This window comes from Mycobacterium persicum (assembly GCF_002086675.1).
Taxonomy (GTDB): Bacteria; Actinomycetota; Actinomycetes; order Mycobacteriales; family Mycobacteriaceae; genus Mycobacterium; species Mycobacterium persicum.
The window spans coordinates 1-24,169 of record NZ_MVIF01000037.1 but is presented as its reverse complement, the minus strand read 5'-3'; the positions used below and the strand labels follow the sequence as shown (position 1 = coordinate 24,169).

General features: G+C 67.1%; 25 protein-coding genes and 1 tRNA gene. 12 read left to right on the top strand and 14 right to left on the bottom strand.

The genetic code is table 11. The annotated features are described in order from the left end of the window. Positions 1 to 36: 36 nt before the first annotated feature. On the bottom strand, positions 37 to 2,964 hold the full coding sequence (leuS, locus tag BST40_RS13530) for a leucine--tRNA ligase (protein WP_075545934.1): 2,928 nt from the start codon (positions 2,962 to 2,964) through the stop codon (positions 37 to 39). A gap of 195 nt (positions 2,965 to 3,159) precedes the next feature. Here leuS and BST40_RS13525 point away from each other — a divergent pair, with 195 nt between their 5' ends. Both BST40_RS13525 and BST40_RS13520 read left to right on the top strand, forming a co-directional pair. Then, complete coding sequence (locus BST40_RS13525) at positions 3,160 to 4,218, top strand: LpqN/LpqT family lipoprotein (RefSeq protein ID WP_075545933.1); 1,059 nt, start codon at positions 3,160 to 3,162, stop codon at positions 4,216 to 4,218. A 65-nt stretch (positions 4,219 to 4,283) separates the two neighbouring features. Continuing rightward, on the top strand, positions 4,284 to 4,634 hold the full coding sequence (locus tag BST40_RS13520; RefSeq protein WP_075545932.1) for a hypothetical protein: 351 nt from the start codon (positions 4,284 to 4,286) through the stop codon (positions 4,632 to 4,634). Positions 4,635 to 4,710: 76 nt separating this feature from the next. Here the strand turns inward: BST40_RS13520 and BST40_RS13515 are convergent, their stop codons facing one another. Continuing rightward, on the bottom strand, positions 4,711 to 5,319 hold the full coding sequence (locus BST40_RS13515) for a YqgE/AlgH family protein (protein ID WP_089025136.1): 609 nt from the start codon (positions 5,317 to 5,319) through the stop codon (positions 4,711 to 4,713). Between the two features lie 99 nt (positions 5,320 to 5,418). Between BST40_RS13515 and BST40_RS13510 the strand changes: the two genes are divergently transcribed. Together BST40_RS13510 and BST40_RS13505 are read left to right on the top strand one after the other, a co-directional pair. Beyond that, positions 5,419 to 6,747 (top strand): MFS transporter, encoded by a 1,329-nt coding sequence (locus BST40_RS13510; RefSeq protein ID WP_240316725.1) that lies wholly within the window; start codon positions 5,419 to 5,421, stop codon positions 6,745 to 6,747. Between the two features lie 11 nt (positions 6,748 to 6,758). Beyond that, positions 6,759 to 7,532 carry a TIGR03084 family metal-binding protein gene (locus tag BST40_RS13505; RefSeq protein WP_075545931.1) on the top strand — a complete coding sequence of 258 codons (774 nt, stop codon included), beginning with the start codon at positions 6,759 to 6,761 and terminating at the stop codon, positions 7,530 to 7,532. Between the two features lie 69 nt (positions 7,533 to 7,601). On the opposite strand, the gene BST40_RS13500 is transcribed toward BST40_RS13505, so the two are convergent. After that, complete coding sequence (locus BST40_RS13500; RefSeq protein WP_089025135.1) at positions 7,602 to 7,922, bottom strand: DUF2710 family protein; 321 nt, start codon at positions 7,920 to 7,922, stop codon at positions 7,602 to 7,604. Between the two features lie 57 nt (positions 7,923 to 7,979). Next, complete coding sequence (locus BST40_RS13495) at positions 7,980 to 9,212, bottom strand: DUF5632 domain-containing protein (RefSeq protein ID WP_083154497.1); 1,233 nt, start codon at positions 9,210 to 9,212, stop codon at positions 7,980 to 7,982. Positions 9,213 to 9,292: 80 nt separating this feature from the next. Between BST40_RS13495 and BST40_RS30825 the strand changes: the two genes are divergently transcribed. After that, on the top strand, positions 9,293 to 9,436 hold the full coding sequence (locus BST40_RS30825) for a hypothetical protein (RefSeq protein ID WP_162877312.1): 144 nt from the start codon (positions 9,293 to 9,295) through the stop codon (positions 9,434 to 9,436). A gap of 4 nt (positions 9,437 to 9,440) precedes the next feature. Here the strand turns inward: BST40_RS30825 and BST40_RS13490 are convergent, their stop codons facing one another. The 6 genes from BST40_RS13490 to BST40_RS13465 form a co-directional block, all read right to left on the bottom strand. Beyond that, positions 9,441 to 9,746 (bottom strand): DUF2694 family protein, encoded by a 306-nt coding sequence (locus BST40_RS13490; RefSeq protein WP_075545929.1) that lies wholly within the window; start codon positions 9,744 to 9,746, stop codon positions 9,441 to 9,443. Between the two features lie 7 nt (positions 9,747 to 9,753). Further along, entirely contained in the window at positions 9,754 to 10,071 is a 318-nt protein-coding gene (locus BST40_RS13485) for an ESX-1 secretion-associated protein (protein WP_075545928.1), read from the bottom strand. A gap of 40 nt (positions 10,072 to 10,111) precedes the next feature. After that, complete coding sequence (locus BST40_RS13480) at positions 10,112 to 11,374, bottom strand: DUF4226 domain-containing protein (RefSeq protein WP_075545927.1); 1,263 nt, start codon at positions 11,372 to 11,374, stop codon at positions 10,112 to 10,114. A 62-nt stretch (positions 11,375 to 11,436) separates the two neighbouring features. Then, positions 11,437 to 11,799: a DUF4226 domain-containing protein gene (locus BST40_RS13475; protein ID WP_075545926.1), complete on the bottom strand. Its 363-nt coding sequence runs from the start codon at positions 11,797 to 11,799 to the stop codon at positions 11,437 to 11,439. Between the two features lie 45 nt (positions 11,800 to 11,844). Next, positions 11,845 to 12,666, bottom strand: a complete 822-nt coding sequence (locus BST40_RS13470) for a C40 family peptidase (RefSeq protein WP_075545925.1) — start codon at positions 12,664 to 12,666, stop codon at positions 11,845 to 11,847. Further along, positions 12,663 to 13,469, bottom strand: coding sequence for a helix-turn-helix domain-containing protein (locus tag BST40_RS13465; RefSeq protein WP_075545924.1), 807 nt, complete (start codon positions 13,467 to 13,469; stop codon positions 12,663 to 12,665). The genes BST40_RS13470 and BST40_RS13465 overlap by 4 nt, the downstream gene beginning before the upstream one ends. A gap of 155 nt (positions 13,470 to 13,624) precedes the next feature. On the opposite strand from BST40_RS13465, the gene BST40_RS13460 reads away from it, so the two are divergent. From BST40_RS13460 to BST40_RS13445, 4 genes are all read left to right on the top strand, one after another. Beyond that, positions 13,625 to 14,041, top strand: a complete 417-nt coding sequence (locus BST40_RS13460) for a WhiB family transcriptional regulator (RefSeq protein WP_075545923.1) — start codon at positions 13,625 to 13,627, stop codon at positions 14,039 to 14,041. Between the two features lie 83 nt (positions 14,042 to 14,124). Beyond that, complete coding sequence (locus BST40_RS13455; protein ID WP_083154495.1) at positions 14,125 to 15,507, top strand: acyl-CoA dehydrogenase family protein; 1,383 nt, start codon at positions 14,125 to 14,127, stop codon at positions 15,505 to 15,507. A 52-nt stretch (positions 15,508 to 15,559) separates the two neighbouring features. Further along, complete coding sequence (locus BST40_RS13450; RefSeq protein ID WP_075545922.1) at positions 15,560 to 16,546, top strand: pirin family protein; 987 nt, start codon at positions 15,560 to 15,562, stop codon at positions 16,544 to 16,546. Next, the gene (locus tag BST40_RS13445) at positions 16,543 to 16,842 is read left to right on the top strand and encodes a GNAT family N-acetyltransferase (RefSeq protein WP_075545921.1); all 300 of its coding nucleotides are present in this window, start codon (positions 16,543 to 16,545) and stop codon (positions 16,840 to 16,842) included. The genes BST40_RS13450 and BST40_RS13445 overlap by 4 nt, the downstream gene beginning before the upstream one ends. Positions 16,843 to 16,844: 2 nt before the next feature. Here BST40_RS13445 and BST40_RS13440 read toward each other — a convergent pair whose 3' ends face one another. From BST40_RS13440 to BST40_RS13425, 4 genes are all read right to left on the bottom strand, one after another. Continuing rightward, positions 16,845 to 18,380 (bottom strand): PPE family protein, encoded by a 1,536-nt coding sequence (locus BST40_RS13440; RefSeq protein WP_083154494.1) that lies wholly within the window; start codon positions 18,378 to 18,380, stop codon positions 16,845 to 16,847. Positions 18,381 to 18,618: 238 nt separating this feature from the next. Next, positions 18,619 to 19,860 (bottom strand): ammonium transporter, encoded by a 1,242-nt coding sequence (locus BST40_RS13435; protein WP_371686681.1) that lies wholly within the window; start codon positions 19,858 to 19,860, stop codon positions 18,619 to 18,621. 283 nt (positions 19,861 to 20,143) lie between these two features. After that, positions 20,144 to 20,410, bottom strand: coding sequence for a YdeI/OmpD-associated family protein (locus tag BST40_RS13430; RefSeq protein WP_075545918.1), 267 nt, complete (start codon positions 20,408 to 20,410; stop codon positions 20,144 to 20,146). A 97-nt stretch (positions 20,411 to 20,507) separates the two neighbouring features. Further along, a tRNA-Leu gene (locus BST40_RS13425) sits at positions 20,508 to 20,590 on the bottom strand. A gap of 281 nt (positions 20,591 to 20,871) precedes the next feature. Between BST40_RS13425 and BST40_RS13420 the strand changes: the two genes are divergently transcribed. From BST40_RS13420 to BST40_RS13410, 3 genes are all read left to right on the top strand, one after another. Further along, positions 20,872 to 22,551, top strand: coding sequence for a DUF3662 and FHA domain-containing protein (locus BST40_RS13420; protein WP_083154493.1), 1,680 nt, complete (start codon positions 20,872 to 20,874; stop codon positions 22,549 to 22,551). A gap of 136 nt (positions 22,552 to 22,687) precedes the next feature. Beyond that, a complete protein-coding gene (locus BST40_RS13415; RefSeq protein WP_023369070.1) occupies positions 22,688 to 23,155 on the top strand; it encodes an FHA domain-containing protein FhaB/FipA in 468 nt (155 codons plus the stop codon). A gap of 97 nt (positions 23,156 to 23,252) precedes the next feature. Further along, on the top strand, positions 23,253 to 24,169 hold a 917-nt coding region (locus BST40_RS13410; protein WP_142276731.1), incomplete at its 3' end, for a PP2C family protein-serine/threonine phosphatase.

Genomic DNA, 24,169 nt, shown 5'->3' with positions numbered 1-24,169 from the left:
GTGTCGCGTCGACCAATTCACATTCGGCGCGGGGATCTAGACCACCAGGTTGATCAGCCGGCCCGGAACCACAATGACCTTGCGGGGCGTGGCACCCGCCAGGAACGCCCGCACCTTCTCGTCGGCCAGCGCGGCGGCTTGGACCGCCTCGTCGTCCGCCTCGGCGGCCACCACGATCCGGCCACGCACTTTTCCGTTGACCTGCACCGGGTATTCGACGGTCTCGTCGACAAGGTAGGCCGGATCTGCCTCGGGGAAAGGGCCGTGCGCCAACGAGACGGTGTGGCCCAGCCGCAACCAGAGCTCCTCAGCCAGATGCGGAGCCAGCGGAGCCAGCATCAACACCAATGGCTCGACCGCCGTGCGAGGCACCGCATCACGATGCTCCTTGGTGAGGTGATTGGTGTATTCGATGAGTTTGGCGGCCGCGGTGTTATTACGAAGTGCCGCATAGTCTTCGGACACACCCGCGATCGTGCGGTGCAGTGCCCGCAGCGTGTCGGTGCCCAAATCGGTCCCGTCGACCACCCGCGTCTCGCCGGTGTCCTCCTCGACCACCAGCCGCCACACCCGTTGTAGAAAGCGGTGAGCTCCGACGACATCCTTGGTGGCCCACGGACGCGACGCCTCCAGCGGGCCCATCGACATCTCGTACACCCGCAACGTGTCGGCGCCGTACGCGTCGCAGATCTCGTCGGGCGATATCGAATTCTTCAGGCTCTTACCGATTTTGCCGAATTCCTGGAAGACCTCGATCTCGCCGCCGGAATCAGGGTAGAAAAAGCGCCCGTCGCGTTCGATCACTTGATCTGCCGGCACGTAGGATCCGCGTGCGTCGGTGTAGGCGAACGCCTGAATGTAGCCCTGGTTGATGAGCTTGCGATAGGGCTCCCGTGAGCTCACGTGACCCAGGTCGTACAAGACCTTGTGCCAGAACCGCGAATACAGCAGATGCAGCACCGCGTGCTCGGCGCCACCGACGTACAAGTCGACGCCGCCGGGGTCCTGCGGACCGTGTTCGGCCGGCCGCGGGCCCATCCAGTACGCCTCATTTTCCCTGGCGCAGAACCGCTCCGAGTTATGCGGATCGGTGTAGCGGAGCTCGTACCAGGAGCTGCCGGCCCATTGCGGCATCACGTTGGTGTCACGACTGTACCGCTTGAGGCCGTCGCCGAGATCCAGTTCCACGTGGACCCACTCGGTCGCCTTGGCCAGTGGCGGCGACGGCTCGCTGTCGGCGTCGTCGGGATCGAACAGCACCGGTGAATGGTCGGCCACCTCTGGCAATTCGACCGGCAGCGCGGCGTCATCGAGCGCATGCGGACGTCCGTCGCTGTCGTAGACGATCGGGAACGGCTCACCCCAATAGCGTTGCCGCGCGAAAAGCCAGTCCCGCAACTTGAATTCAATTCGGGCCCGGCCACGTGCCTCGGACTCCAGCCGCGCGGTGATAGCCTGCTTGGCTTCCGCGACGTCCATCCCGTCGAGGTGACCCGAGTTCACCAAGACACCGTCTCCGGTGTATGCGGCCTCCGAAATGTTGCCACCGCCAATGACTTCCACGACCGGCAGGCCGAACGCCCGGGCGAAGTCCCAGTCCCGCTGATCGTGGCCCGGGACCGCCATGATCGCCCCGGTGCCGTAGCCGGCCAGCACATAGTCGGCGATGAAGATCGGCACCGGTTCGCCGTTGGCCGGGTTGATCGCATAGCTTCCCAGAAAGACGCCGGTCTTCTCCCGGCTTTCCTGACGCTCCAGGTCCGACTTGGCCGCGATCGCATCACGGTACGCGGCGACGGCCTCGGCCGGTGTGGCGGCGCCGTAGGTCCACGAGGGGTTGACGCCGGCGGGCCAGGCGGGCACGACCAGTTCGTCGACCAGCTCATGCTCGGGCGCCAGCACCAGGTAGGTGGCGCCGAACAAGGTGTCGGGCCGGGTGGTGAACACCTCGATGTCGACTCGCGAACCGATCCGGTCACCCGTCGCGATAGTCGCCGAAAACAGCGCCACGGCTCCGGTCGAGCGACCAATCCAGTTGCGCTGCATGGTCTTGACTTGCTCCGGCCAGTCCAGCACGTCGAGGTCTTCGAGCAGCCGGTCGGCGTAGGCGGTGATGCGCATCATCCATTGCCGCAGCCGCTTGCGGAACACCGGGAAGTTGCCCCGGTCGCTGCGGCCGTCGGCGGTGACCTCCTCGTTGGCCAGTACCGTGCCCAGCCCCGGACACCAGTTCACCATCGAATCGGCCCGGTAAACCAGTCGATAGCTGTCGATCACGTCGGCCCGCTGCCCCGCCGACAACCTGGCCCACTGCCGCCCATCGTCGAGAGTTCTTGCGCCGGAATCGAATTCGGTACGCAGCTCGGTAATCGGACGAGCCTTGTTGGCTGCGGTGTCAAACCACGCGTTGTAGATCTGCAGAAAAATCCACTGTGTCCACTTGTAGAACTCGACGTCGGTGGTCGAAAAGCTGCGGCGGCTGTCGTGACCCAGACCCAGCCTGCCCAGCTGCCGGCGGAAGTTCACGATGTTGGCCTCGGTCCGGGTACGCGGGTGCGTGCCGGTTTGCACGGCGTACTGCTCCGCGGGCAACCCGAAGGAGTCGAACCCCAATGCGTGCAGTACGTTGTGGCCCTTCATCCGGTGGTACCGAGCGAAGACATCGGTCGCGATGTAGCCCAACGGATGTCCGACGTGCAATCCCTCGCCGGACGGATAGGGAAACATGTCCTGGACGAAGAGCTTGTCCGCGGGTACCGGCGAACCGTCCGCGGGAGCCAACGACCCGACCGGGTTGGGCACGTTGAACGTCCCCTGGCGAGCCCAGCTGTCCTGCCAGGTCCGCTCAAGCCCCGCCGCCAGCTCTGCGGTGTAGCGGTACCGCGGGGCGTCGGATTCCGCGTCCCTGACACTGGACGTGCCACCGGAGGCGCTGCCCGGCGTCGTGGTCGGCGATTCGGTCACGCCCAACAGGGTATAAGGACGCCCCTTGCAGGTCGGTGGCCAAGCCGCCGGCCACGGGTTGGTCTCGGTTGCATTGCACACCGGTCAGAGGTTCATCCCAGCTCGATTTCGGCACTATTGGCGCCTCTAAGAGTTCGTTAAATTCAGCTCGATGACGGGCATTGACGCCCGCATAGTTCGGAGGGACCGACGCACATGATCCACATCGCGCGTACCTGGCGGGTCGTCGCTGGGGGCATGGCTGCCGGTTTCGTCGGCGTCGTACTCGTCGCGGGCGGGAAGGCATCGGCCGAACCGCTGTATCCCCAACCGCCGCTCCCCGCGCCGGTTCCGGTGCAACCGGCGGCGCCGCCCGTCCAGAACCTCACCGCGGTTCCCGGCGGTGTCGGCAACAGATTCGCCCCGGTTCCCGCGCAGGCGCCGGCGCCCGCGCCCGTGGTGTCGGCGCTACCCCCGGCGGCGGTGGCGCCGACGCCGCCGGCGGTCACGCCCGCCGTAGCCGGGACCTTACGAGAGTTCCTCCTGAGCAAGGGGGTCAGGTTCGAGCCGCAGCGGTCGCAGGGGTTCAAGGCGCTCGACGTCACCCTGCCGATGCCGCCTCGATGGACTCCGGTACCCGACCCCAACGTGCCCGACGCCTTCCTGGTGATCGCCGACCGGGTCGGCGGTAACAGCGTCTACACGTCCAACGCGCAGGTAGTGGTCTACAAGCTGGTCGGCGACTTCGACCCGGCGGAGGCCATCACGCACGGTTTCGTCGACAGTCAGAAGCTGCTGGCGTGGCGGACGACCAACTCATCCATGGCCGACTTCAGCGGCTTCCCGTCGTCGATCATTGAGGGCACGTACCGCGAGAACGACATGACGCTGAATACCTCGCGCCGCCATGTCCTTGCCAGTTCGGGGGCTGACAAGTACCTGGTGTCGTTGTCGGTGACCACCGCGGCCTCGCAGGCGATCGCCGATGCACCTGCCACGGACGCCATCGTCAACGGTTTCCGGGTGACGGCCCCCGGGACGGTCGGTCAGGCGCCCGCCCAAGGGGGAGCAGCGACTGCGCCCGCTCCCCAAGCTCCCGCGCAGGCCTTCGCGCCCGCTCCCCAGGCTCCCGCGCAGGCGACGCATTCGGCTCCAGTGGCAGCCCCAGCCCCGCAGGCGACGGCGCCGCACGTCAACCCGGCATCACCGTCGCTGCCCGGGGTAATAACCACGCTGCCGCCGCTGGTCACCCTCACACCCGTCCCGTCGCACTGAGTCCTGGAGCCCCGCTGGGCGGATCGGGTCGGGCGGACCCACCGGCGAACTCGTATTGTGAGTCCATGCTGATCGCGGGTGTGCTGTGCGTGTGTGCGGCGGCGGCTTCCGCCGTCTTCGGGGTCTGGTCGCTGTCCCATACCCGCACCACCGATCCGACGCAGATGGCGCTGCGCGCCATGGCCCCTACCCAGTTGGCGGCCGCGGTCATGCTGACCGCCGGAGGTGTCGTGGCACTTGCGGCGGCTGCGCCAACGGCTTTGGTGGTGCTGGCCGTTTGCGTGGCGGGCGCGTTCGGCACGCTGGCCACCGGCTCATGGCAGTGCGCCCGCTACGCGCTGCGCCGGGAGGCAGCCCGAACCAGGTCGACTGATTGCGGCGACGATTGCGCCGCCTGCACGTTGTCCTGCCGATGAATTCGACAGTGCGCCGTCGGTTTTCCTGACGCGTCATCCGCGTGGCCGGACCCGCGGAGCGAGCTGTGGCGTGGTCTTAGTTGCGGCTGAGGTCGATCGGATGGGTGGCCAACAGCGAAAGCGGTAACGGCTGCCGCCGCAAGACCTGCCCCCACAGGTCGGCTCTGGGCGGAACCAAGACGTCAGATGGCAACGCCGACAACACAATCCAGTCATCACGCTCGATTTCGCCCTCGAGCTGACCGATAGTCCAGCCCGAGTACCCGGCGAAGATCCGCACACCTTCTACCACCGGTGCTAGTAGGTCGGGTTCGGCGTCCAGATCCACCATCGCCATGCGGCCCGCAACATGGCGTAGACCTGGCGCCCCGTCCGGATCCGCACCGACCCGCAGTACCGCCAGGCACAGGGCGGCGTCGCGCTTGACCGGGCCCCCGATGAACATCGTCTTCGGTTTGGCCGCGAGTTTGGCCCACTGCGGCAAGACGTTGTAGACCGCCGTCTCGCTGGGTCGGTTGAGCACCACACCCAGGGTGCCGCCCTCGTTGTGCTCGACGATGTAGATCACGCTGCGCCGAAAGGTCGGCTCCAACAGATCGGTGTTGGCCAGCAGCAAAGTACCCGCTCGCACACGTTGTGCGGCGGGTGCCATGTAGTCCTCGGGATCATCCTGCGGCGCCACCACACCATCATCGCACTGACCAAAGCAACACCGGGCCAAACAAGCATGGTCGCCAGATATTTGTACTGTGATTGGGTCGGCACAGCGCGAAACCAGCATTGCCTGCGCCCGATCGTGGAAGTGGGTTTTGTGATTCGCAGCCAAACGCAAGCCAGCGCACCGGCCGCACTGTGGCGGTCGATACGTGCGCTGCCCGACTTCGGGCGACTGCTGCAGCTTCGCATAGCGAGTCAATTTGGTGACGGTCTCTTCCAGGCGGGACTCGCGGGAGCGCTGCTGTTCAATCCCGACCGGGCCGCCGACCCGATGGCGATCGCACGGGCTTTCGCGGTGTTGTTTCTGCCGTATTCACTGCTGGGCCCGTTCGCCGGCGCACTGATGGATCGCTGGGACCGGCGGCTGGTGCTCGTCGGCGCCAACATCGGCCGGTTGGCCTTCATCGCCGGGATTGGCGCGATCCTGGCGCTTCGCGGCGGCGATCTCTTGCTGCTGATCGGAGCGTTACTGGCCAATGGTTTGGCCCGGTTCGTAGCATCGGGCTTATCGGCATCGTTGCCCCATGTGGTGCCACGCGAGCAGGTGGTCACGATGAACTCGGTGGCCACCGCATCCGGGGCGGTCGGGGCCTTCCTGGGCGCGAACTTCATGCTGTTGCCCCGGTGGCTGGCCGGCGGCGGCGATCACGGCGCCGCCGTGGTCGTCTTCACCGCCATTGTTCCGGTGCTGATTGCGTTGCTGCTATCGCTGCGGTTCGCCCCGCGGGTACTCGGTCCGGACGACACCAAGCGCGCGATTCATGGGTCGGTCGTGTACGCGGTGATCACCGGCTGGCTGCACGGCGTGCGTACCGTTGTGCAACAACCGACGGTTGCCGCTGCGCTGTCCGGCCTGGCCGCACACCGGATGGTGGTCGGCATCAACTCGCTGTTGATCTTGCTGCTGGTGCACCACATGAAAGATGCGGACGTCGTAGGGTTCGGCACTGCCCTGGTGTTCTTCGCTGCCACGGGTCTCGGGGCATTCCTGGCTAACGTGTTGACCCCGGTCTTGATCCGGCGGTGGGGGCGCTATGCGACGGCCAACGGCGCCCTGATCGCGGCCGCGACAATCGAAATCGCCGGCGCCGGCCTGGTGATCCCGATCATGGTGGCATGCGGGTTCCTGCTGGGGGTGGCCGGCCAGGTGGTCAAGCTCTGTGCCGATTCCGCGATGCAGATCGACGTCGATGACGCGTTGCGCGGGCACGTGTTCGCGGTCCAGGATGCGTTGTTCTGGGTCTCCTACATCGCCTCGGTTACCGTTGCCGCGGCGTTGATTCCAGATGACGGGCACGCACCCACGTTTGTGTTGTTCGGCTCGGTGATCTATTTGGCCGGGCTGGTGGTTCACAGCATTGTTGGCCGACGGGGACAGCCGGTCAACGGCGACTAGGGGAGGTACTGATGGCGGGTCCGGGTCCGATCGTCGCTGACCTGCGGGCCGAAAGCGACGACCTCGACGCGCTGGTGGCGCCTCTTCCGCCGCAGCGATGGGCCGAGCCGACACCGGCGCCGGGCTGGACCATCGCGCACCAGATCGGCCACCTGTTGTGGACAGATCGGGTGGCGCTGACCGCGGTCACCGACGACGCCGGCTTTGCCGACATACTGACCCAGGCGGCTGCTGATCCTGCCGGCTTCGTAGACGACGGCGCCGAACAGCTCGCGGCCCGGCCGCCGGGCGAGCTGCTCGACGACTGGCGGATGACCAGGGGCAGGTTGCACGAGGCGCTACTGAAGGTCGCCGACGGTCGCAAACTACCGTGGTTCGGGCCGCCGATGAGCGCGGCGTCGATGGCTACCGCGCGATTGATGGAGACCTGGGCGCACGGACTCGACGTCGCCGACGCACTCGGAGTCAGTCGGCCCCCCACCGACCGGCTGCGCTCAATAGCGCATCTTGGTGTCCGCACCCGGGACTACGCGTTCTTCGTCAACAACCTGACCCCGCCGGCCGAGCCTTTCCGAGTCGAGTTGCGCGGTCCGGACGCAGACACCTGGTCCTGGGGGCCGGCCGATGCCGCCCAGCGCGTCACCGGATCCGCCGAGGATTTCTGTTTCCTGGTCACCCAGCGGCGGGCGTTGGCCACCCTCGACGTCGCCGCGGTAGGGGAGGATGCGCAGCGGTGGTTGACGATCGCTCAAGCCTTCGCCGGCCCTCCCGGCCGCGGGCGATGAGCGCGCGCCAGTGCGCGAAGAGAGCCTCGGCCCATCGGCCCCGCCGCGGGCGATGAGCGCGCGCCAGCGTCAGTGCAGCGAGCCGCCGTAGCGTGCCTGGTTTTCGGCCTCTGCTTCCTCGCGCAGCGCCGCGATCGCGGCGTTCAGCCGGTCGGCCAGTTCTGCGTGGGAATAGCCGGTCATGACGCCGGGATGCAATCTCAACTTGAGCAACCGCCCATCCGAATTGGCGACCGCGTGAATATCTCCCAGATCCACGCTGTAGGTGACGGTTTCCGCCTGTGCGACAAGCGCTTCCCACTTGTCGGCGGCCTCGCTGAGCTCACGAAGAACCGATTCGACGAGGTCCTTATCGCTCAGTTCCGCGCGATCACCAGACCCCGGCACCAAAACAGTATGTCGACGGCTCCAACCAGCGTCAATTCAACGGCCCGCCAACTTGACCGGCTATCGGCTGAGTTCACGGAACCACGCGAAGTGATAGTTGGCTGATACCGGATCTCCGGTAACCCCGCTTTCGGTGGCCGCCAACAACATACAGTTGAGCAACAGCGCGGGATCGACATTCGGGTACTGCGCCACAACCTCATGCCGAGCGGTATCGAGATGCACTCGCAGCAGGTCGATTTCGTCTTCACCGACACCACCTCCGGCTGCCGCGGCCTGGGTCAGCAGGTGCACGATCCGCGGCAGTCCGTCGCGCCAGCGGGTAGCCCCGCTCAGCTCCGATACCAGATCGTCCAACGTCGGTAACTCCCGCGGCCTGGACGAGGACGTGGTCGGAGTGAAGTCGCTCGTCCAGCCCAAGAGGTCCCCAGGGCGATAGGTCGCCAGGCGCGCCGTCGTACCGATCAGCTGTGCGACGCCGCCGCTGCGACGCTTCGGCTGCAGCAACTGCACACCTTCGGGGAGCATGACCCCAGGAGGTACCCACCCGTGGGCCAGGTCGGTGACCAGCACCGTCATCCCGTCCGCGCGCTGCCCGACCGCCCAGTTCAACCGCGGTTCCTGACGAGCCACGAAGGTCAGCAGCCGCTGCAGCCGTTCGTCGTCGGACTCGGGCGCGGCCACGCCCCGCGCCGGCGTCACCGATTCGGCCACAATGACCTCCGCTTCAGGAGGCGCGACCGGTTGGACTTGTTCCTTCTCGTGGGCGACCGGTTGCTCTTCCCCCGGGGACTCCTCGACGACAGGAAGCACTCGGGTACTGGCGGGGTCGTCAGCGGAACCCGGCCGTTCATCCTTGATGGCGGGGAGCACCCGGGTCCGCTCCAGATCCGTCCCGCCCAAATCCGCGGGGACTGACGGACGCGCGACGACCGGCGGCGCAGGATGTGCGCGCAGTTGCCGCAGTGTCGACTCGACTCGTCGCACCGCCCGCGCGCGAGCCTCGTCGATCACCGCGGCTTCGGCCGCGCGGCGGGCGGAATCAAGCATCACCGCTGACCTGAGGGTCCTCAACTCATCGTTGGCAGAACTGACGATCCGGTCTAAGTCGGCCTTCAGATACGCTGCCAGCGCGGCGGTTTCGGCGTTGTTCGGCGAGAGCTCGGCAGGCCAGATCCCGCCGATCACCCACGGGGTGCAATCGGGGGGAGAGCTGAAAGCCGGAATCGTGAGGGATTCCTCCGTCGCTCTCCGCAGGCGCTGGCGCGCCGACCGCCTGCCGAAGATCGCCACCGGCTAAGCGTACCGGGACCCTGCGAGCCTCCACAGACGCCTGAATTGTGCCGGCTTCATGGCCTGGGTAGCGTAAAGCCATGGCTGATTCTGCGCTGCAGCAGCAACTCGACGAGGTGCGGACCTTGCTGTCCCGCGCGCGAGAGTTGTTCGGCGCCAATCCCATCGAACCGCCCACCGATATCGTCCCGGATCCCGAGACCGCCAAGACCTGGATGCTCTAGAGCCTCAGCGCCGCCGCCGGCGCAGATGGTGCGCCAGGAGTTTTTCAATCGCCGCGTCGAGATCTTGGTCGCTCGGAACGCTGGGGGACGGCGTATGCCCAGCCGCGATGATCTCGTCGCGTACTTCCAGCAACGCTTTGAGGCAGGAAACGTCTGCGGTCAGCAGGATGCCCTCGGCCAAAGTCTCGGCATCGGTATCCATGGCGCCCTCACTCAGCGCGACGCTGTGCATGTAGCCACCGCGACAGGAGCGAACCAGGATGTGCCCGCTGGGGTGCACGGTGTCGAAAGCAGGATTGGCGTCCGTCATCGACCGGTCATCGATCGGGGTCGAAGACTTTGCTGAAGTCCCGTACCGCGTCTTGGTCGTGGCGTTCCCACATGGCGGCCGACGTCCTCAGGCTCTGGGCGATATCGGCATGGTCATCGGCTTGCTGCTCGTAACACAGGCGCCGCAACTCGAGGAGTTCACGGCCGGCGCCCCGAAGTTCGGCGAAGATCGGTCCGAGCGACTCCAGGCTCTCCAGGATCGCGGCATGCGACGACGGTACGGTGCGCAGATACTCCGACGTCTGCTGGTGATGGGCGGCGGCTTCACGTAAGTGCGCCGGCACCACATGGATTCGATCTGCCATCCGCGTCTCCTTTGGTGTGCCGGCGCTCAGGCCGGCGGGGTCAGTATTGCGAAGCGGCCGAGGGAGCCGCCGGCCGGGTCGGTGTCGGTACGCCGGCCCGGGCCGGCCCGGTCGGAGTGGCCGCGGCGGGCGGATGCTCCCAGCCTAGGAAGCTTGGCCCGCCGATGCTGGAAACCTGTTGAATCTGGCCGTCGAGCAGTGCCTTGTTGCGGCCAAGCGCGAGCGCATGCCGATCGACGAACAGGCCGATGTCCCCAGGTTCGAGCCGAGCCGGGTCTATCGGGTCGGTGACCGCCGTGCCCGGCGGCGGCAGGGCAATTCCCTGCTGCTGGAACGCATCTGGGATCGGCAGTCCGCCGGCTGCGGCCTTGATGGCCGCTGCCAGTTGGGGGTTGGCGGCGGTGACCGTCTCACCGTTGGGCAACGTGACGGTCGTCGGACCGGTCGGCGGCGAGTCGGGCTTGTCCGGCGATGGTTGCGCGTCGGTGTCTTCCTCATGCTCCCGGTCTTCTTTGGGGTCATCGGGGTGACCCGCTCGCTCATGGTCGGGATCGCCGGAGTCCAGTTCGGGTTCGTCGCGATCGGCGAGTCCTGGTTCAGATCCCCGGAGTAATCCCGAAAGCGGAGACCCACCCCAACCGAGGCCGGGCGTCGGCGAGGTTGCCCCTGCCGGTAACCCCGGCATCGGTAGGCCGCCCAGATTGGGCATGCCGGGCGTCGTCGGCGCCATCTGCGGCGGCGGGGAACTGGCGCCGGGCATCGAGGTGTCCCCGTCCGGCAGTGCCGGATCGTCGAACAACAACGAATCGAGAAGCGGGTCGTCCGACAGCAGATCCGCCGGATGACCGCCATCATCGCCGGCTGCGCGTGCGGGCGTCGCCGGCCCCGCACCGGGCTCGTCCTTCGAGGCGTTGTACAGCGACGTCCACGCCGCCATGAGGGTCGCCTTGGACGTGTCGTCGAGGCTGGCGTTGGCGACCACCTCACGGATATCTCTGAGCTTGCCGATCAGGAACCGCTGGAAATCGCGGGCCCCCGCCGGTGTGTCCAGATCCGATCGCGTCCGGACCGCCGCTTCGGTCTCCTGCTGGAGTTGGTTGAGCGCGTCGCGACCCTCGACAGCGGTCAGGTGTGCGTTCAGGATCGCCGAAATGACTTGCAAGTCGAGCTGGGAGCTCGCCGAATTCTGATGTGCCAGAGCGGCTTCCGCTCCTGCGATTGCGTCGGCGGCGCTCGCCTGACCGGCATCCGGCGGTGCGGATGCGGATTCGCCCCGCTGCGGGCGATCAAGCGACCCTGCCATGCCGCGTGACAGTACCCAGGCGCTCGGGTGCCCACAATTCACCTCCGCACGCCGATCCGAGCCTAGCCCCCGGGGCCGGCATACTGCGCCAGCAATCGGGCCAGCACAGCACTTTTGGTGCGATCCAGCTCGCGGGCGTCGGCCACGATCGCGGTGATCTCGCGTTGCTTGTCGAGCAGGAATCGCTGAAACTCCCGGGCTCCGATGGAGGTGTCGACGGCAAGCTCCCCTTGGTCCGAAACGGCGCGCTCGATGTCGGCTGCAATCGCGTCCAGCCGACGGATACTCTCCCGCATCGCGGCGTGTGCGCCGGCAAGCGCCTCGGCCAGCGCGCGGTCGGCCTCGGCTATCGCCTCGTATTGCCGACCCAGCACCGCCTGCCGCGCCGCGATGGCATCCGGAGAGGATCCGGCTTGGTCCGACATGAGTTCAACCTTCCCATCCTGCCCGCCCGACCGGGCGTTAATCAGTCACAGCGGTCTGCGGATCTGCACGTTGCTGCCCAACCGGCTGACCCGCACCGAGGCACCGGCGTACGGCGCCTCGACGACCAGGTTGTTGCCAATCGCCAGCTGGACATGTCCCGGATGCGGAAAGACGAGATCACCAGGCCGCACCTGGGAACGCGGCACCGCTATCCCGTCATGTATCTGTTGATAGGTCGTGCGGTCCAGGTGAACACCTGCCTGCGCGTAGGCCCATTGGACCAACCCGGAACAGTCGAATTGGCCGGGTCCCGTCGCGCCCCACACATACGGGCAGCCCAGTCGTGACAGCGCGGCCCGCACGGCGATCGCGGCTCGGCCGCCCACTGCCCGGCTGCCGTATCGCGACATCCGGTACCGAAGCGCGCGCAACGCGGCCTGATGCCGTCGTGCCCGCAGGCGGGCCGACACGACATGCGCTCGTTGCGCGCGCAACCGTGCTACGCGCCGACGGAGGGCCTCGCGCTGGGCGATTGGGGTCACCGGTGTCGCGGCCGCGTCGATGCGGGCCTGCTCGACGATGCTGCCGGTGAGCTGGCGAGCCCGCTCGCGGTCCCGGTGCGCACCGGCGATGACCGCCGCAACGGCCGTATCGGTTCGGGCCGCAGACAACAGGGCGTCCCTGCCGTCGGTGGCCCGGTGTTCATACCGACCCCGGGAACCATCGATATTGAGCCCGGCGGCGCGCTGCAGCAGTTGCTCGTGGTGTGCGGTCTCAACGTTCAGCGTCGGTGGGAGACCACCTAGACCGCTGCCGCCGAAAAGCCGGTGGGCGCGGCTCAACACCTCGATTTCGGTGTGGCTCACTGGACTTGTTCTCCCCCGTGGTGGTGTGTCTGTCCCGGGCCGGCCGTCTCCATGTCCTCGGCAGCGGCCATTGCGTCCACGAAGGCCCGTACGCGGGGCAGCGCGCCCGGGGGGATGGCTCCTCGATTGCGGATATCCCACATTTCGTCGGTGCTCACTCCGATCAGCGCCGCTATGACGGCTTCGGGTAGCGGCGACTGCGCGCATGCTCGATCGAATCGCGCGCTCAAACTGGTCGACATCCGCTCCAACAGCGTGCTGCGCATGGCCTCGAGCGCCTGCAGATGGTGCATCAGTCGGTCGCTGGACTCCGAGCCGGCGTTGACCGCCACCCGCCAGGAGCTTGCCGCCAGCATCTCCGCTTTCACGCACTGTGACACCACAGACAGAATATACGTCTCATATTCATTTGATGTCGTCGCCGGCAGCCTATCGATGACGGATCTGAGGGTATCGAGCTGGGCTTCGGCGTAACCCTCGAGCACATCGGTGTCGCCGTGACGGTCGACCACCACGGTGCCGGGGCGTGGCGGCGACGTTGCCGCAGCGGGCTGGGCTGCCATAAGCCGAGCCAGTTCGGCATCGGCATCTGCGGCGACCAACAGCCGAGAATAGGTGCCGGGAGGCAGTCCCAGTCCGTTTTCGACCTTCTGAACTGTACCTTTATGCGGCTTGCGAGCGCCGCGCTCCAAATAGCTGAGCCCCATGATGCTGACGCCCGTTGCAGCAGCCAGGTCGGCTAGCGACCAGTCGCGCGACTCGCGCAATGCGCGGATGGCCGCGCCAGCCGATTCACGGCTCACCGCGGGCTCCGGCCATAACCGGATATTACACAGTGCCGGCGCGTATTCGCTTTGATATACGTTTTTGTCGCGTTTCGCTTGCGGTCGGGGCCATCCTGTGTATACGCTTTTGCCTACGTTTCGGAGGAGTTTCGCAGCAGAAGGAGACAACAGACATGGCTACCCCGTGCACAGGCAACCCGGAACTGTGGTTCGGCTACCCCGACGACGACAGCGGCGACGGCGCGGCGAAGGCCCGCGCCTATGAGCGGTCGGCCACCGAGGCTCGAATTCAGTGCCTGCGCCGCTGCCCACTGGCGCAGCAGCGCCTGTGCGCCGAACGGGCCGTCAAGTATCGCGAGGAGTACGGCGTGTGGGCCGGTGTCAAACTTCCCGGAGGCCAGTACCGCAAGCGGACGCAATTGGCTCAGGCTCACGAGGTACTGCGGCGGATCGCCGCCGGTGAGATCAATGCCAGACAACTGCCGGAGAACGCTGCCCTGCTGGCGCGCACCGAACGCGACGCCCGGCCGGTGACCGCGGTGGTGTTGCACCTACCGGCGGCACAAGTAGGCCCGCGCTCGGCGGCGTAGCGGGACGGCGAGGCCAATCAGTTTGCTGAGTTGGCTTTCGGGGTAGATCCGGGTAACCGTGAGTTCGACCCCGAAGGCGATCCATGACGTTCGACCTGACACCGACGGCAGCACAACACGATCTGGCCCGGCGCACGCACGAGTTCTCCGAAGAGGTGATTCGGCCGGTGGCGCTGGATTACGACCAGCGCCAGGAGTTTCCCTGGCCGGTGCTCGAGGAGGCAGCCCGGCGCGGGTTCTACAGCCCGCTGTTCTACCGCGATCTGATCGGCGATCCGACTGGCCTGTCGCTACCGATGTTCATGGAGGAGCTGTTCTGGGGGTGCGCCGGAATCGGCCTGGCGATCGTCATGCCCGCGTTGGCGCTGTCGGCGATCGGCCAGGCCGCCTCCCCCGAGCAGATGCTGCAGTGGGCGCCGGAATGTTTCGGCACCCCAGGTGATCTCAAACTCGCGGCGCTGGCGATCTCAGAACCCGAAGGTGGCAGCGACGTCCGCAATCTGCGCACCCGGGCCCGTCGCGACGGTGACGACTGGATCATCGACGGACACAAGATGTGGATTGGTAACGGGGGGATCGCCAACGTGCACGTGGTCAACGCCGTGGTCGACGAGGAGCTCGGCCACCGGGGTCAGGCGCTGTTCGTCGTGCCCGGAGGGACGCCGGGACTGGAACTGGTGCGAAAGCTCGACAAGCTGGGTTGCCGCGCTTCGCACACCGCCGAGTTGCGCTTGAACGGTGTCCGGATCCCGGGCGCGAACCTGCTTGGCGGGCAGGAAAAGCTTGAACACAAGCTTGCCAGAGCCCGCGAAATCGTTGCCGGCGCAAAGCGTTCCAGCTCAGCGACGTTGGGCACTTTCGAGCAGACCCGCCCTATGGTGGCCGCCCAGGCGATCGGGATTGCCCGCGCCGCATTGGAGTACGCGACGTCGTATGCCACCGAGCGCGAGGCGTTCGGCGGGCCGATCATCGACAATCAGGGCATCGCATTTCCATTGGCGGACTTGGCAACTCAAGTCGACGCTGCCCGGCTGCTGACGTGGCGGGCCTCCTGGATGGCGGCCAACGGAGTACCCTTCGAGCGGGGCGAGGGCTCGATGTCGAAGCTGGCCGCCAGCGAGGTCGCCGTCAAGGCCACCGAACGCGCGATCCAAACCATGGGCGGCTGGGGCTACATCACCGATCACCCGGTGGAAAAGTGGTATCGAGATGCCAAGCTGTACACCATCTTCGAAGGCACCAGCGAAATCCAGCGGATGGTCATCTCGAACGCGCTCGGCGCTGCCGTCGACACCCCACCGCTGCATGTCGTACTCGAGCCGTCCGGGGGACCGCTGAACCGGATCTTCGGTCGGGGCACGCCGCTGAGGTCGCGCGCCGCCGGCGCCGCGCTGTCGATGCGGGACCGGCTCCCCGAACCGGTGACGCGGGCGGCCATGAAGGTGCTGCGGCCGGCCGGCCGGTGAGTCGGCGTAGGGTCGCGGCAGCGGGCCGCACAGCGCATGACGAAGGGCGACGATGAGCAACCTCGAAGCCGCACCGACTGAAGTTGCCTGTAGCGCTTCCCGGACCGCGGGTATCGAGGTGCTGCACCCGCGCGAGGTTCCCTTGGGCGGACCACGAGCGATCCCGGTACAGCGCACCCTGCCGCAGCGGCAGCGAACGCTGATCGGTGCCTGGTGTTTTCTCGACCACTACGGCCCCGGGACCGGACCCGCCGCGCGGATGGACGTCGCACCTCATCCGCACACCGGGCTGCAGACGGTGAGCTGGTTGTTCAGCGGCGAGGTGGAACACCGCGACAGCGCAGGTGTGCACGCGATAGTCCGGCCCGGCGAGCTGAACCTGATGACCGCAGGCGCGGGGATTTGTCATTCCGAAGTGTCGCTGCAATCCGGCCCGGATGCGGCCCTGCACGGCGCCCAGCTGTGGGTGGCCCTGCCTGACGTGGCGCGCCACACGGGGCGAGACTTCGTGCACTACGCGCCCGAACCGATTGCGCTGCCGGGTGCCCAGGCGCGGGTATTTCTGGGCGAGCTTGCCGGAAGCCGTTCGCCCGCACATACGTTCACGCCGCTGCTGGGCGCTCAGATCGATCTGGAACCCAACACTGCGCTGGACATCGACGTCGAGCCGGCATTCGAGCACGGGGTGCTCTGCGATGCCGGCGAGATCGAGATCGACCGGACTGGGCTCGCGGTCGGCGACCTGGGCTACCAAGGTCCGGGCCGCACTGCCCTGCACCTGGCCAACGCCGGGGTCCGCCCCGGACGGGTGCTGCTGCTGGGCGGCCCGCCCTTCACCGAGGAATTGGTGATGTGGTGGAACTTCGTCGGGCGCAACCACGACGAGATCGTCACCTATCGGCAGCTGTGGCGAGCCCGCGACGAACGCTTCGGCGCCGTCACGGGATACCTGGGCACGCTGGCTCGGCTGCCTGCCCCGCCACTGCCCGCTACCCGGCTGCTTCCCAGGCAAGCGTCGAACCGAAAGGATGCCGGATGACCACCGACAAAACCGGTGCGGAGACCACGGTCACCGCCGAGCAGGGCAGGTACACGATCGCGGTCGAGGGTAGAACCGTTGGCTTCGCCAGCTACCTCGACCGTGGCGGTCAGCGGGTCTTCGACCACACCGAAGTCGACCCGAAGTTCGGCGGTCGCGGGCTGGCGACCATTCTCGTCGAGAAAGCGCTGGAGGAGGCGCGAGCGGACGGCAAGCGCATCGTCCCGGTCTGCTCCATGGTCGTCACGGTGCTCAACAAACATCCCGAATACGCCGACATCACCGACCCGGTCTAAGTCTAAGTCCGCGCGTCCGGGCCGTCGGAGTCCCACGTGGCCGGCAGTATCGGGCCGGCCGGACCGTCATCAAAGCTGTGGGCGGGCAGCGTGACCAATCCGGCCGCATCGGCGTTGCCCTTGGCCGCGGTGCCGCCGAAGCCGATCGCGCCGGCCCCGCGGCTGGATGCGGCGGCCCGCAGGTCGCCAACCTCGTCAGCGCCTTCAGGGAGGTCGTTCCCGGCGTCGCCGTCCATATCCATGAACTCATCGGCGTACTGACGCTGCGGCGCCGTCGTCTTGCGTCGGCGACGAGCACGCCGTTGTTCGCGCGCCGAGACCGCCGCGGCCGGGGCGGACACACCGACCGACGGCGCCTTGGCGCCGCTGTTATGGGTCAACGCGGGAGGGAAGCCTTCGTCAGGGTCGAAGCCGCCCACGGCATAAGTCGCCGCCGGGGCCGCCGCTGCGGCGGGCGCAGTGGCGGCACCCGCCGTTGTCGAGGCAGCAGGCGCGGCGACCGGAGCGGTGACACTCGACGCCACACCTACCGCCGGCCAGGCCACCGGGTGCCCGGCCGACGCCACGGTCCCGCCGGCCCCACCGGCGATGTCACCCGCTGCGGCAGCCGCCGGAAGTTGAACCGCGAGCTGCTCGCCCACACCGATCACTACCCGCAGAATCGTCCCCAGCAGCGGATCGAGTATCAGTTGGGGATAGGTGAGTGACGCCCCCACCCAGGAGAAGGCCTGGTAGGCAACGGCAAACAGGAACGGCCCCCAGGTAACCAACGCCTGCGACGGATTGGTCAAGAAATCGGTGATCAACTGCATGCCGTTGCCCACCGGGTCCTGCAGGAAATTGGTGATCGGCGCATAGAGCTGCTCGACATAGTCGATGTATGCCTGCAGCAGTTGCGAAACCAGGTCCGCGAGGTTCAGTTGGTTGCCGGCGTCGGTGGCCCGCGCCAGGGCCGCCAGCCGGGCGGGGTCGGCGGCGTCGCTGGTATCCGCCTTGAGTAGCGGCGGCGCGGGCGAGGTGGCCGGGACGGAGTCCGCGGCAACGTTCGACACTGTTTGATAGATACTCATCGTGGTGGCGGCCTGGACCCACATGCGGAGGTAGTCCGCCTCGTTGAGCGCGATCGGGATCGTGTTGATCCCGAAGAAATTGGTCGCGACCAGCACACCATGCACAACATGGTTGGCGGCCAGCTCGCCCAGGGTCGGCATGCTCGCCAGCGCCGCGGTGTAGGCCTGGGCGGCGACGTGGTGCTGTAGCCCGGCGGCAATGCTCTTGCCGCGGGCCTGCTCGAGCCACGCCAGGTAGGGGGCATGCGCGGCGACGTACTGTTCGGCGCTCGGGCCCTGCCACGAACCGCCCTGGACCGCGGTCAGTACGGCCGCGAGTTCGGCGATCGCCGAACCGTATTCGTCGCTCAGCAGCTGGTAGGCGCCCGCGGCGGCCAGAAACGGCCCCGGACCGGGCCCAGTGGACAACAGCGCGGAGTGCACCTCGGGCGGCGATGCCATCCAGACCGGCCAGACCGGCGCCGTCATGACCTGTCCTGCCTCAGCACCCCGGCGCTGGCCACAGCGAACGTCGTCATCGGCTATCCCCCCGGCGCGTTGGCCCTTCGGCCGTCCGGGTGCTCGACCATGCGCACGGCCGCGGGCGAGTGCTTCGCTACCTCACGCCAATTAACCCGCCAATGCGTCGGCTAAACCGATGCCGACCGACTTGTGTGCCAGTCGCCGTCAGCGACAAGCACGCCCACCCCGATAACGCATGCGCGGCTCAGATGTCTTCGTCCTCGTTCGGTCGCGGGCGAGGCCCGCCGCCCAACGACGGGCGCCGGGGAGCCTGGTGCCCGTAGACGCCCTCCGGATAGGCGGTCTCGGCGTGTTGTGTCAGGTCCACACCGCTCACCTCGTCTTCTCGGCTGACCCGGAATCCCATGGAACGCTCGATCAGCAGGGCGAGCACATAGCTGACCGTGAACGCGTAGAGAGCTACCACCACCATCGCCAGCGCCTGCTTGCCGAGTTGACCCATCCCGCCCCCGTAGAAGATTCCCTTCGGGCCTTGGGTCATCACCGCGGTGGCGAGCAGCCCGATCAACAACACACCGACCACTCCGCCGACGAAGTGCACCCCCACCACGTCAAGAGAGTCGTCGTAGTTGAGTTTGAACTTCACCGCGATCGCGAAGGAGCACACGACGCCCGCCACCAGCCCGACGATGGCGGCGCCCAGGGTGTTCACCGTGCCGCACGAGGGCGTGATCGCCACCAAGCCGGCGACGACCCCGGAGGCGGCGCCGAAGGTGGTCGGCTTGCCGTCCCGAAACTGTTCCACCGCAAGCCATCCCAGCATGCCCAGACAGCCGGCGACCAGGGTGTTGAGGAAGATCGCGGCGGCCAGCCCGTTGGCGGCCAGCGCCGAACCGGCGTTGAACCCGAACCAGCCGAACCACAGCAGTCCCACACCGAGGAGGACGAACGGCAGGTTGTGCGGGCGCATGGCTTCTACCTTGAAGCCGATGCGCGGACCCAATACCAGCGCCAATGCGAGCGCCGAGGAACCTGAGACGATCTCGACGACCAGCCCGCCCGCATAGTCGAGCACCCCCATCTTGAACAGCCACCCGCTCGGTGCCCACACCCAATGCGCGATAACGCAATACACCGCCACCGCCCAGATGGGCACGAACACCATCCAGGCCGCGAACTTGGCCCGGTCGGCGATGGCGCCGCTGACCAGGGCGGCGGTGATGATCGCGAAGGTCAGCTGGAAGGTGGCGTACAGCAGTTCGGGCACCGACCCGTGCAAAGTCTGCGGGCTTATGCCGAGCATCCCGGCGTGCGCCAGCCCGCCCAGAAATCCGCCCGCGCCGCCATCGGAGAACGCCAGGCTGTAACCGACCAGCAACCACGCCACCGTCACCAGTGGTATGGAGATGAAGCTCATCATGATCATGTTGAGCACGCCGGTGGTGCGGACCATGCCCCCGTAGAAAATCGCCAGCCCGGGCGTCATCAGCAGCACCAGCGCGGTGCTGGCCAACAGCCACGCGGTGGCGGCGGGATCGATGTCCAACTGTGCGGCTCCTTCGATAGTCGTCGATAAAACTGCCGGCGCGCATTGTCGCCGTTGACGGATAGACGGTAGACGCTGTTGACGAAGGCGACCATCCATGTGATCCATGTCGCCATTGCGTCATTTCGAGCCGATGCAACGGCTATGACCGCCGTCCGTAACCGACGGCCGGGTGTCCTGACGTATCGCCAGCGGCGGTGCGCGACAAGGCGGTGTCGAGCCGCTAGCTGCCAGTACGCTCGCGATGCCGGCACCCGGCCCAGCAGCAGGGGCGGCGCTTGCCTTCTTCCAGCTCCTCCTGGGTCCGGCGGATGCGCCGCTGTCGGGTCGTCGCTTGTTTGGCATCCTCGACCCAGCAGATGAACTCGTTGCGCGCCAACGGCGTGATGTCGTTCCACGCAGCCAGGGCCGTGGCGTTGGCGATCAACGCGTTACGCAGGTCGGTGGGCAGCCCATGCACGACCCCGCCGGGCACTTGGGCACGACTCACCGGGCCACCTTAACTTCTCGGGGAAGATTTGCGGTTCAGGGAGGCGGTGGATGAACCGCGGCGGGGTGCACTACCCGGCGCGGTTCACTCGCAACAGTGGGCGAAGGGGGACTTGAACCCCCACGTCCCGAAGGACACTGGCACCTGAAGCCAGCGCGTCTGCCATTCCGCCACTCGCCCGAAACAACCGGAGGACCATACCACTGTAGTAGGCACACGCCCCAACCGCCGCCGGCAGGTCGACAACCCGCGGCGGGGGAGCGAGCCCGGACGAAGCGGGACTCGCTCGGTCCTTGGCCGTCCCTGCTACCGGCCTGTCACCTGCGCGATGTTTTCTCAGGATTCTCACGGTGCCACTGCGTCACGGTGTCCCGATAGCATGTTTCGTGACCACGAGATGCGGGCAAGTCGTTTGCCTCGCGCCGACGATGACCGGAATCTAGTGAGGCGAGCGCTGAAAAATGGGTAGCCAGAAGGGCCTGGTTCAGCGCATCGAGCGCAAACTCGAGTCAACCGTCGGGGATGCATTTGCCCGGATGTTCGGGGGATCGATCGTCCCGCAAGAGGTGGAAGCCCTGTTGCGGCGGGAAGCCGCGGATGGTGTGCGCGCACTCGAGGGAAATCGCCTTTTGGCGCCCAACGAGTACATCATTACCCTCAGTGTGCACGACGCGGAGAAATTGGGCGCAGACCCCGATCTCACGTCGACGGCATTTGCTCGGTACTTGGCGGACTATATCCAAGAACAGGGGTGGCAAACGTATGGTGATGTGGTGGTCCGGTTCGAGCAATCGCCGAACCTGCATACCGGCCAGTTCCGCGCCCGCGGGACTGTTAACCCCGACATCGAGCCCCGCCCGACGGTCACCGCTTACGCCCGGCCACAATCGAACCACGCGTTTGGCGCAGAACCAGGAGTACCACCGATGACTGACAATCCGAGCTACCGCGGCGGTCCGGGGCAGGGGCCCGACGAGTACTACGACGACCGGTACGCGCGTCCGCAAGAGGAGCCACGCAGTGGCTCGCCCGGCGGGCCGGACCCGCGCGGTGGATATCCGCCGGAGGGTGGCGGCTACCCACCCCAGCCCGGATACCCGCCGCCACCACGTCAGCCGGACCAGGGCGGCTACCCAGAACAGCGCGGCTACCAAGACCAGGGCGGCTACCCAGAACAGCGCGGCTACCAAGACCAGGGCGGCTACCCAGAACAGGGCTATCAGGACCAGGGCGGCTACCCAGAACAGCGCGGCTACCAGGACCAGGGTTACCCCTCGTCGTACGAGCAGCGTCCGCCCGGCTACTCCGGCCCCGGCTACGACCAGAGTTACCGCCAGGGCGGCGGTTATGGCCAACCACCCGGCGGCGGCTACGGCCAACCACCCGGCGGCCAGCCCGGCTACGGCCAACCACCGAGCGGCTATGGCCAACCACCCGGCGGCGGCTACAGCCAACCACCCGGCGGCCAGCCCGGCTACGGCGGTTACGGCGACTATGGCCGTGAACCCGCGCGTCAGGAGGACGGTGGTTACGGCGCTCCTGGTGGTCCCGGCGCTCCGCCTCAGGCCCCGCAGGAACCACAGCGGCCGGCATATCCAGATCAGGGCGCCGGCTACGAGCAGGGCGGCTACGACCAGGGCTATCAGCAGGGCGGCGGATACGGCCGCCAGGAATACGGATCGGGCGACTACACCCAGTACGCCGAAACGCCAGCCCCCGGCGGCTACCCCGCCCCGTCCGGCGGGTACGCCGAGCCGGCTCGCGACTACGACTATGGCCAGGCGGCGGCTCCCGACTACGGCCAGCCGGCGGGCGGCTACGGCGGTTACGGGCAAGGCGGCTATGGATCACCCGGAAATACGGTGACCCTTCAGCTCGACGACGGCAGCGGCCGCACCTATCAGCTGCGCGATGGCTCCAACATCATCGGGCGCGGGCAGGACGCTCAGTTCCGGTTGCCGGACACCGGCGTCTCACGCCGGCACTTGGAGATCCGTTGGGACGGGCAGGTCGCGCTCCTGACGGACCTGAACTCCACCAACGGCACGACCGTCAACAACGCACCGGTACAGGAGTGGCAATTGGCCGACGGCGACGTGATCCGCTTGGGCCATTCCGAGATCATCGTCCGCATTCACTGAACCCTCTGGGCACAATGCTGCCTCGCTTCCCTCGCACCGACCGCCCGACCAGTATCGTGACTTTGCTGCACTTCTCGGCATCACCGGCGCGGGGCTGGCAGCGCCGAGACGGACGCCAGGACGGAAAGGACGCCAGATGCAGGGGTTAGTACTGCAACTGACGCGTGCCGGCTTCTTGATGCTGCTCTGGCTGTTCATCTGGTCGGTGCTGCGGGTGCTGCGCACCGATATCTACGCACCCACCGGCGCCGTCATGGTGCGCCGCGGGCTGGCGTTGCGCGGCACGCTACTACCGTCGCGCCAGCGCAGGCAGACCGCCCGCTACCTCGTCGTGACCGAGGGCGCGCTGGCGGGCGCGCGCATCACGTTGAGCGGACAGCCGGTGTTGATCGGACGCGCCGACGATTCCACCCTGGTGTTGACCGACGACTACGCCTCGACACGGCACGCCCGGCTCTCTCAGCGGGGATCGGAATGGTACGTCGAGGACTTAGGATCGACCAACGGCACTTACCTTGACAGGGCGAAGGTGACGACTGCGGTACGAGTTCCGATTGGGGTGCCGGTTCGGATCGGCAAGACGGCAATCGAGTTGCGCCCGTGACCCGCGCCGGCGCCGAAGCAGTGGGGGTACCACCCGCTTCCGGGGGACGCAGCGATGAGGTGGGGGCGCCAACCGCTTGCGGGGGAGAGCTGCGCTCGTGACCCTGGTCCTGCGATATGCGGCCCGCAGCGATCGCGGCCTGGTACGCGCCAACAACGAAGACTCCGTCTACGCCGGAGCGCGGCTGCTGGCGCTGGCCGACGGCATGGGCGGCCACGCCGCCGGCGAAGTGGCGTCCCAACTGGTCATCGCCGCACTGGCCCACCTCGACGACGACGAGCCCGGTGGTGACCTGCTCGGCAAGCTCGAGGCCGCGGTTCGCGCCGGCAACTCGGCGATCGCCGCCCAGGTCGAGATGGAGCCCGACCTCGAGGGCATGGGGACCACCCTCACCGCGATCCTCTTCGACGGCAACCGGCTCGGTCTGGTGCACATCGGCGACTCCCGCGGTTATCTGCTGCGCGACGGCGAGCTGACCCAGATCACCAAGGACGACACGTTCGTCCAAACCCTGGTCGATGAGAATCGGATCACCCCCGAGGAGGCGCACAGCCACCCCCAACGCTCGTTGATCATGAAGGCGCTGACCGGCCACGAGGTCGAACCCACGCTAACCATGCGCGAAGTCCGGGCCGGTGACCGCTACCTACTGTGCTCGGACGGGCTATCCGACCCGGTGAGCGACGAGACCATCCACGAGGCCCTGAAGATCCCGGACGTTGCCGAAAGCGCCTACCGCCTTATCGAACTCGCGCTGCGCGGTGGCGGCCCGGACAACGTGACCGTCGTGGTGGCCGATGTCGTCGACTACGAGTACGGCCAGACCCAGCCGATTCTGGCCGGAGCGGTATCCGGTGACGACGATCAACTGACCCTGCCGAACACGGCCGCGGGACGCGCCTCTGCGATAACCCCCCGCAAACAAGCCGTCAAGCGGGTTCCGCCGTCGGCCGAGACTTTCCACCGGCATCGCTGGTCGCGTCGGCGGATCATGCTTGTCGCGGTGCTGGCGGC

Coding starts and splice junctions, on each gene's coding strand:
- BST40_RS13450 (WP_075545922.1), top strand. CDS start 15,560: ATGAGCAACCTCGAAGCCGCACCGACTGAAGTTGCCTGTAGCGCTTCC.
- BST40_RS13420 (WP_083154493.1), top strand. CDS start 20,872: ATGGGTAGCCAGAAGGGCCTGGTTCAGCGCATCGAGCGCAAACTCGAG.
- BST40_RS13475 (WP_075545926.1), bottom strand. CDS start 11,799: ATGTCGGACCAAGCCGGATCCTCTCCGGATGCCATCGCGGCGCGGCAG.
- BST40_RS13525 (WP_075545933.1), top strand. CDS start 3,160: ATGATCCACATCGCGCGTACCTGGCGGGTCGTCGCTGGGGGCATGGCT.
- BST40_RS13435 (WP_371686681.1), bottom strand. CDS start 19,860: ATGACGCCCGGGCTGGCGATTTTCTACGGGGGCATGGTCCGCACCACC.
- BST40_RS13455 (WP_083154495.1), top strand. CDS start 14,125: ATGACGTTCGACCTGACACCGACGGCAGCACAACACGATCTGGCCCGG.
- BST40_RS13505 (WP_075545931.1), top strand. CDS start 6,759: ATGGCGGGTCCGGGTCCGATCGTCGCTGACCTGCGGGCCGAAAGCGAC.
- BST40_RS13520 (WP_075545932.1), top strand. CDS start 4,284: ATGCTGATCGCGGGTGTGCTGTGCGTGTGTGCGGCGGCGGCTTCCGCC.
- BST40_RS30825 (WP_162877312.1), top strand. CDS start 9,293: ATGGCTGATTCTGCGCTGCAGCAGCAACTCGACGAGGTGCGGACCTTG.
- BST40_RS13445 (WP_075545921.1), top strand. CDS start 16,543: ATGACCACCGACAAAACCGGTGCGGAGACCACGGTCACCGCCGAGCAG.
- BST40_RS13485 (WP_075545928.1), bottom strand. CDS start 10,071: ATGGCAGATCGAATCCATGTGGTGCCGGCGCACTTACGTGAAGCCGCC.
- BST40_RS13415 (WP_023369070.1), top strand. CDS start 22,688: ATGCAGGGGTTAGTACTGCAACTGACGCGTGCCGGCTTCTTGATGCTG.
- BST40_RS13490 (WP_075545929.1), bottom strand. CDS start 9,746: ATGACGGACGCCAATCCTGCTTTCGACACCGTGCACCCCAGCGGGCAC.
- BST40_RS13440 (WP_083154494.1), bottom strand. CDS start 18,380: ATGACGGCGCCGGTCTGGCCGGTCTGGATGGCATCGCCGCCCGAGGTG.
- BST40_RS13460 (WP_075545923.1), top strand. CDS start 13,625: ATGGCTACCCCGTGCACAGGCAACCCGGAACTGTGGTTCGGCTACCCC.
- BST40_RS13480 (WP_075545927.1), bottom strand. CDS start 11,374: ATGGCAGGGTCGCTTGATCGCCCGCAGCGGGGCGAATCCGCATCCGCA.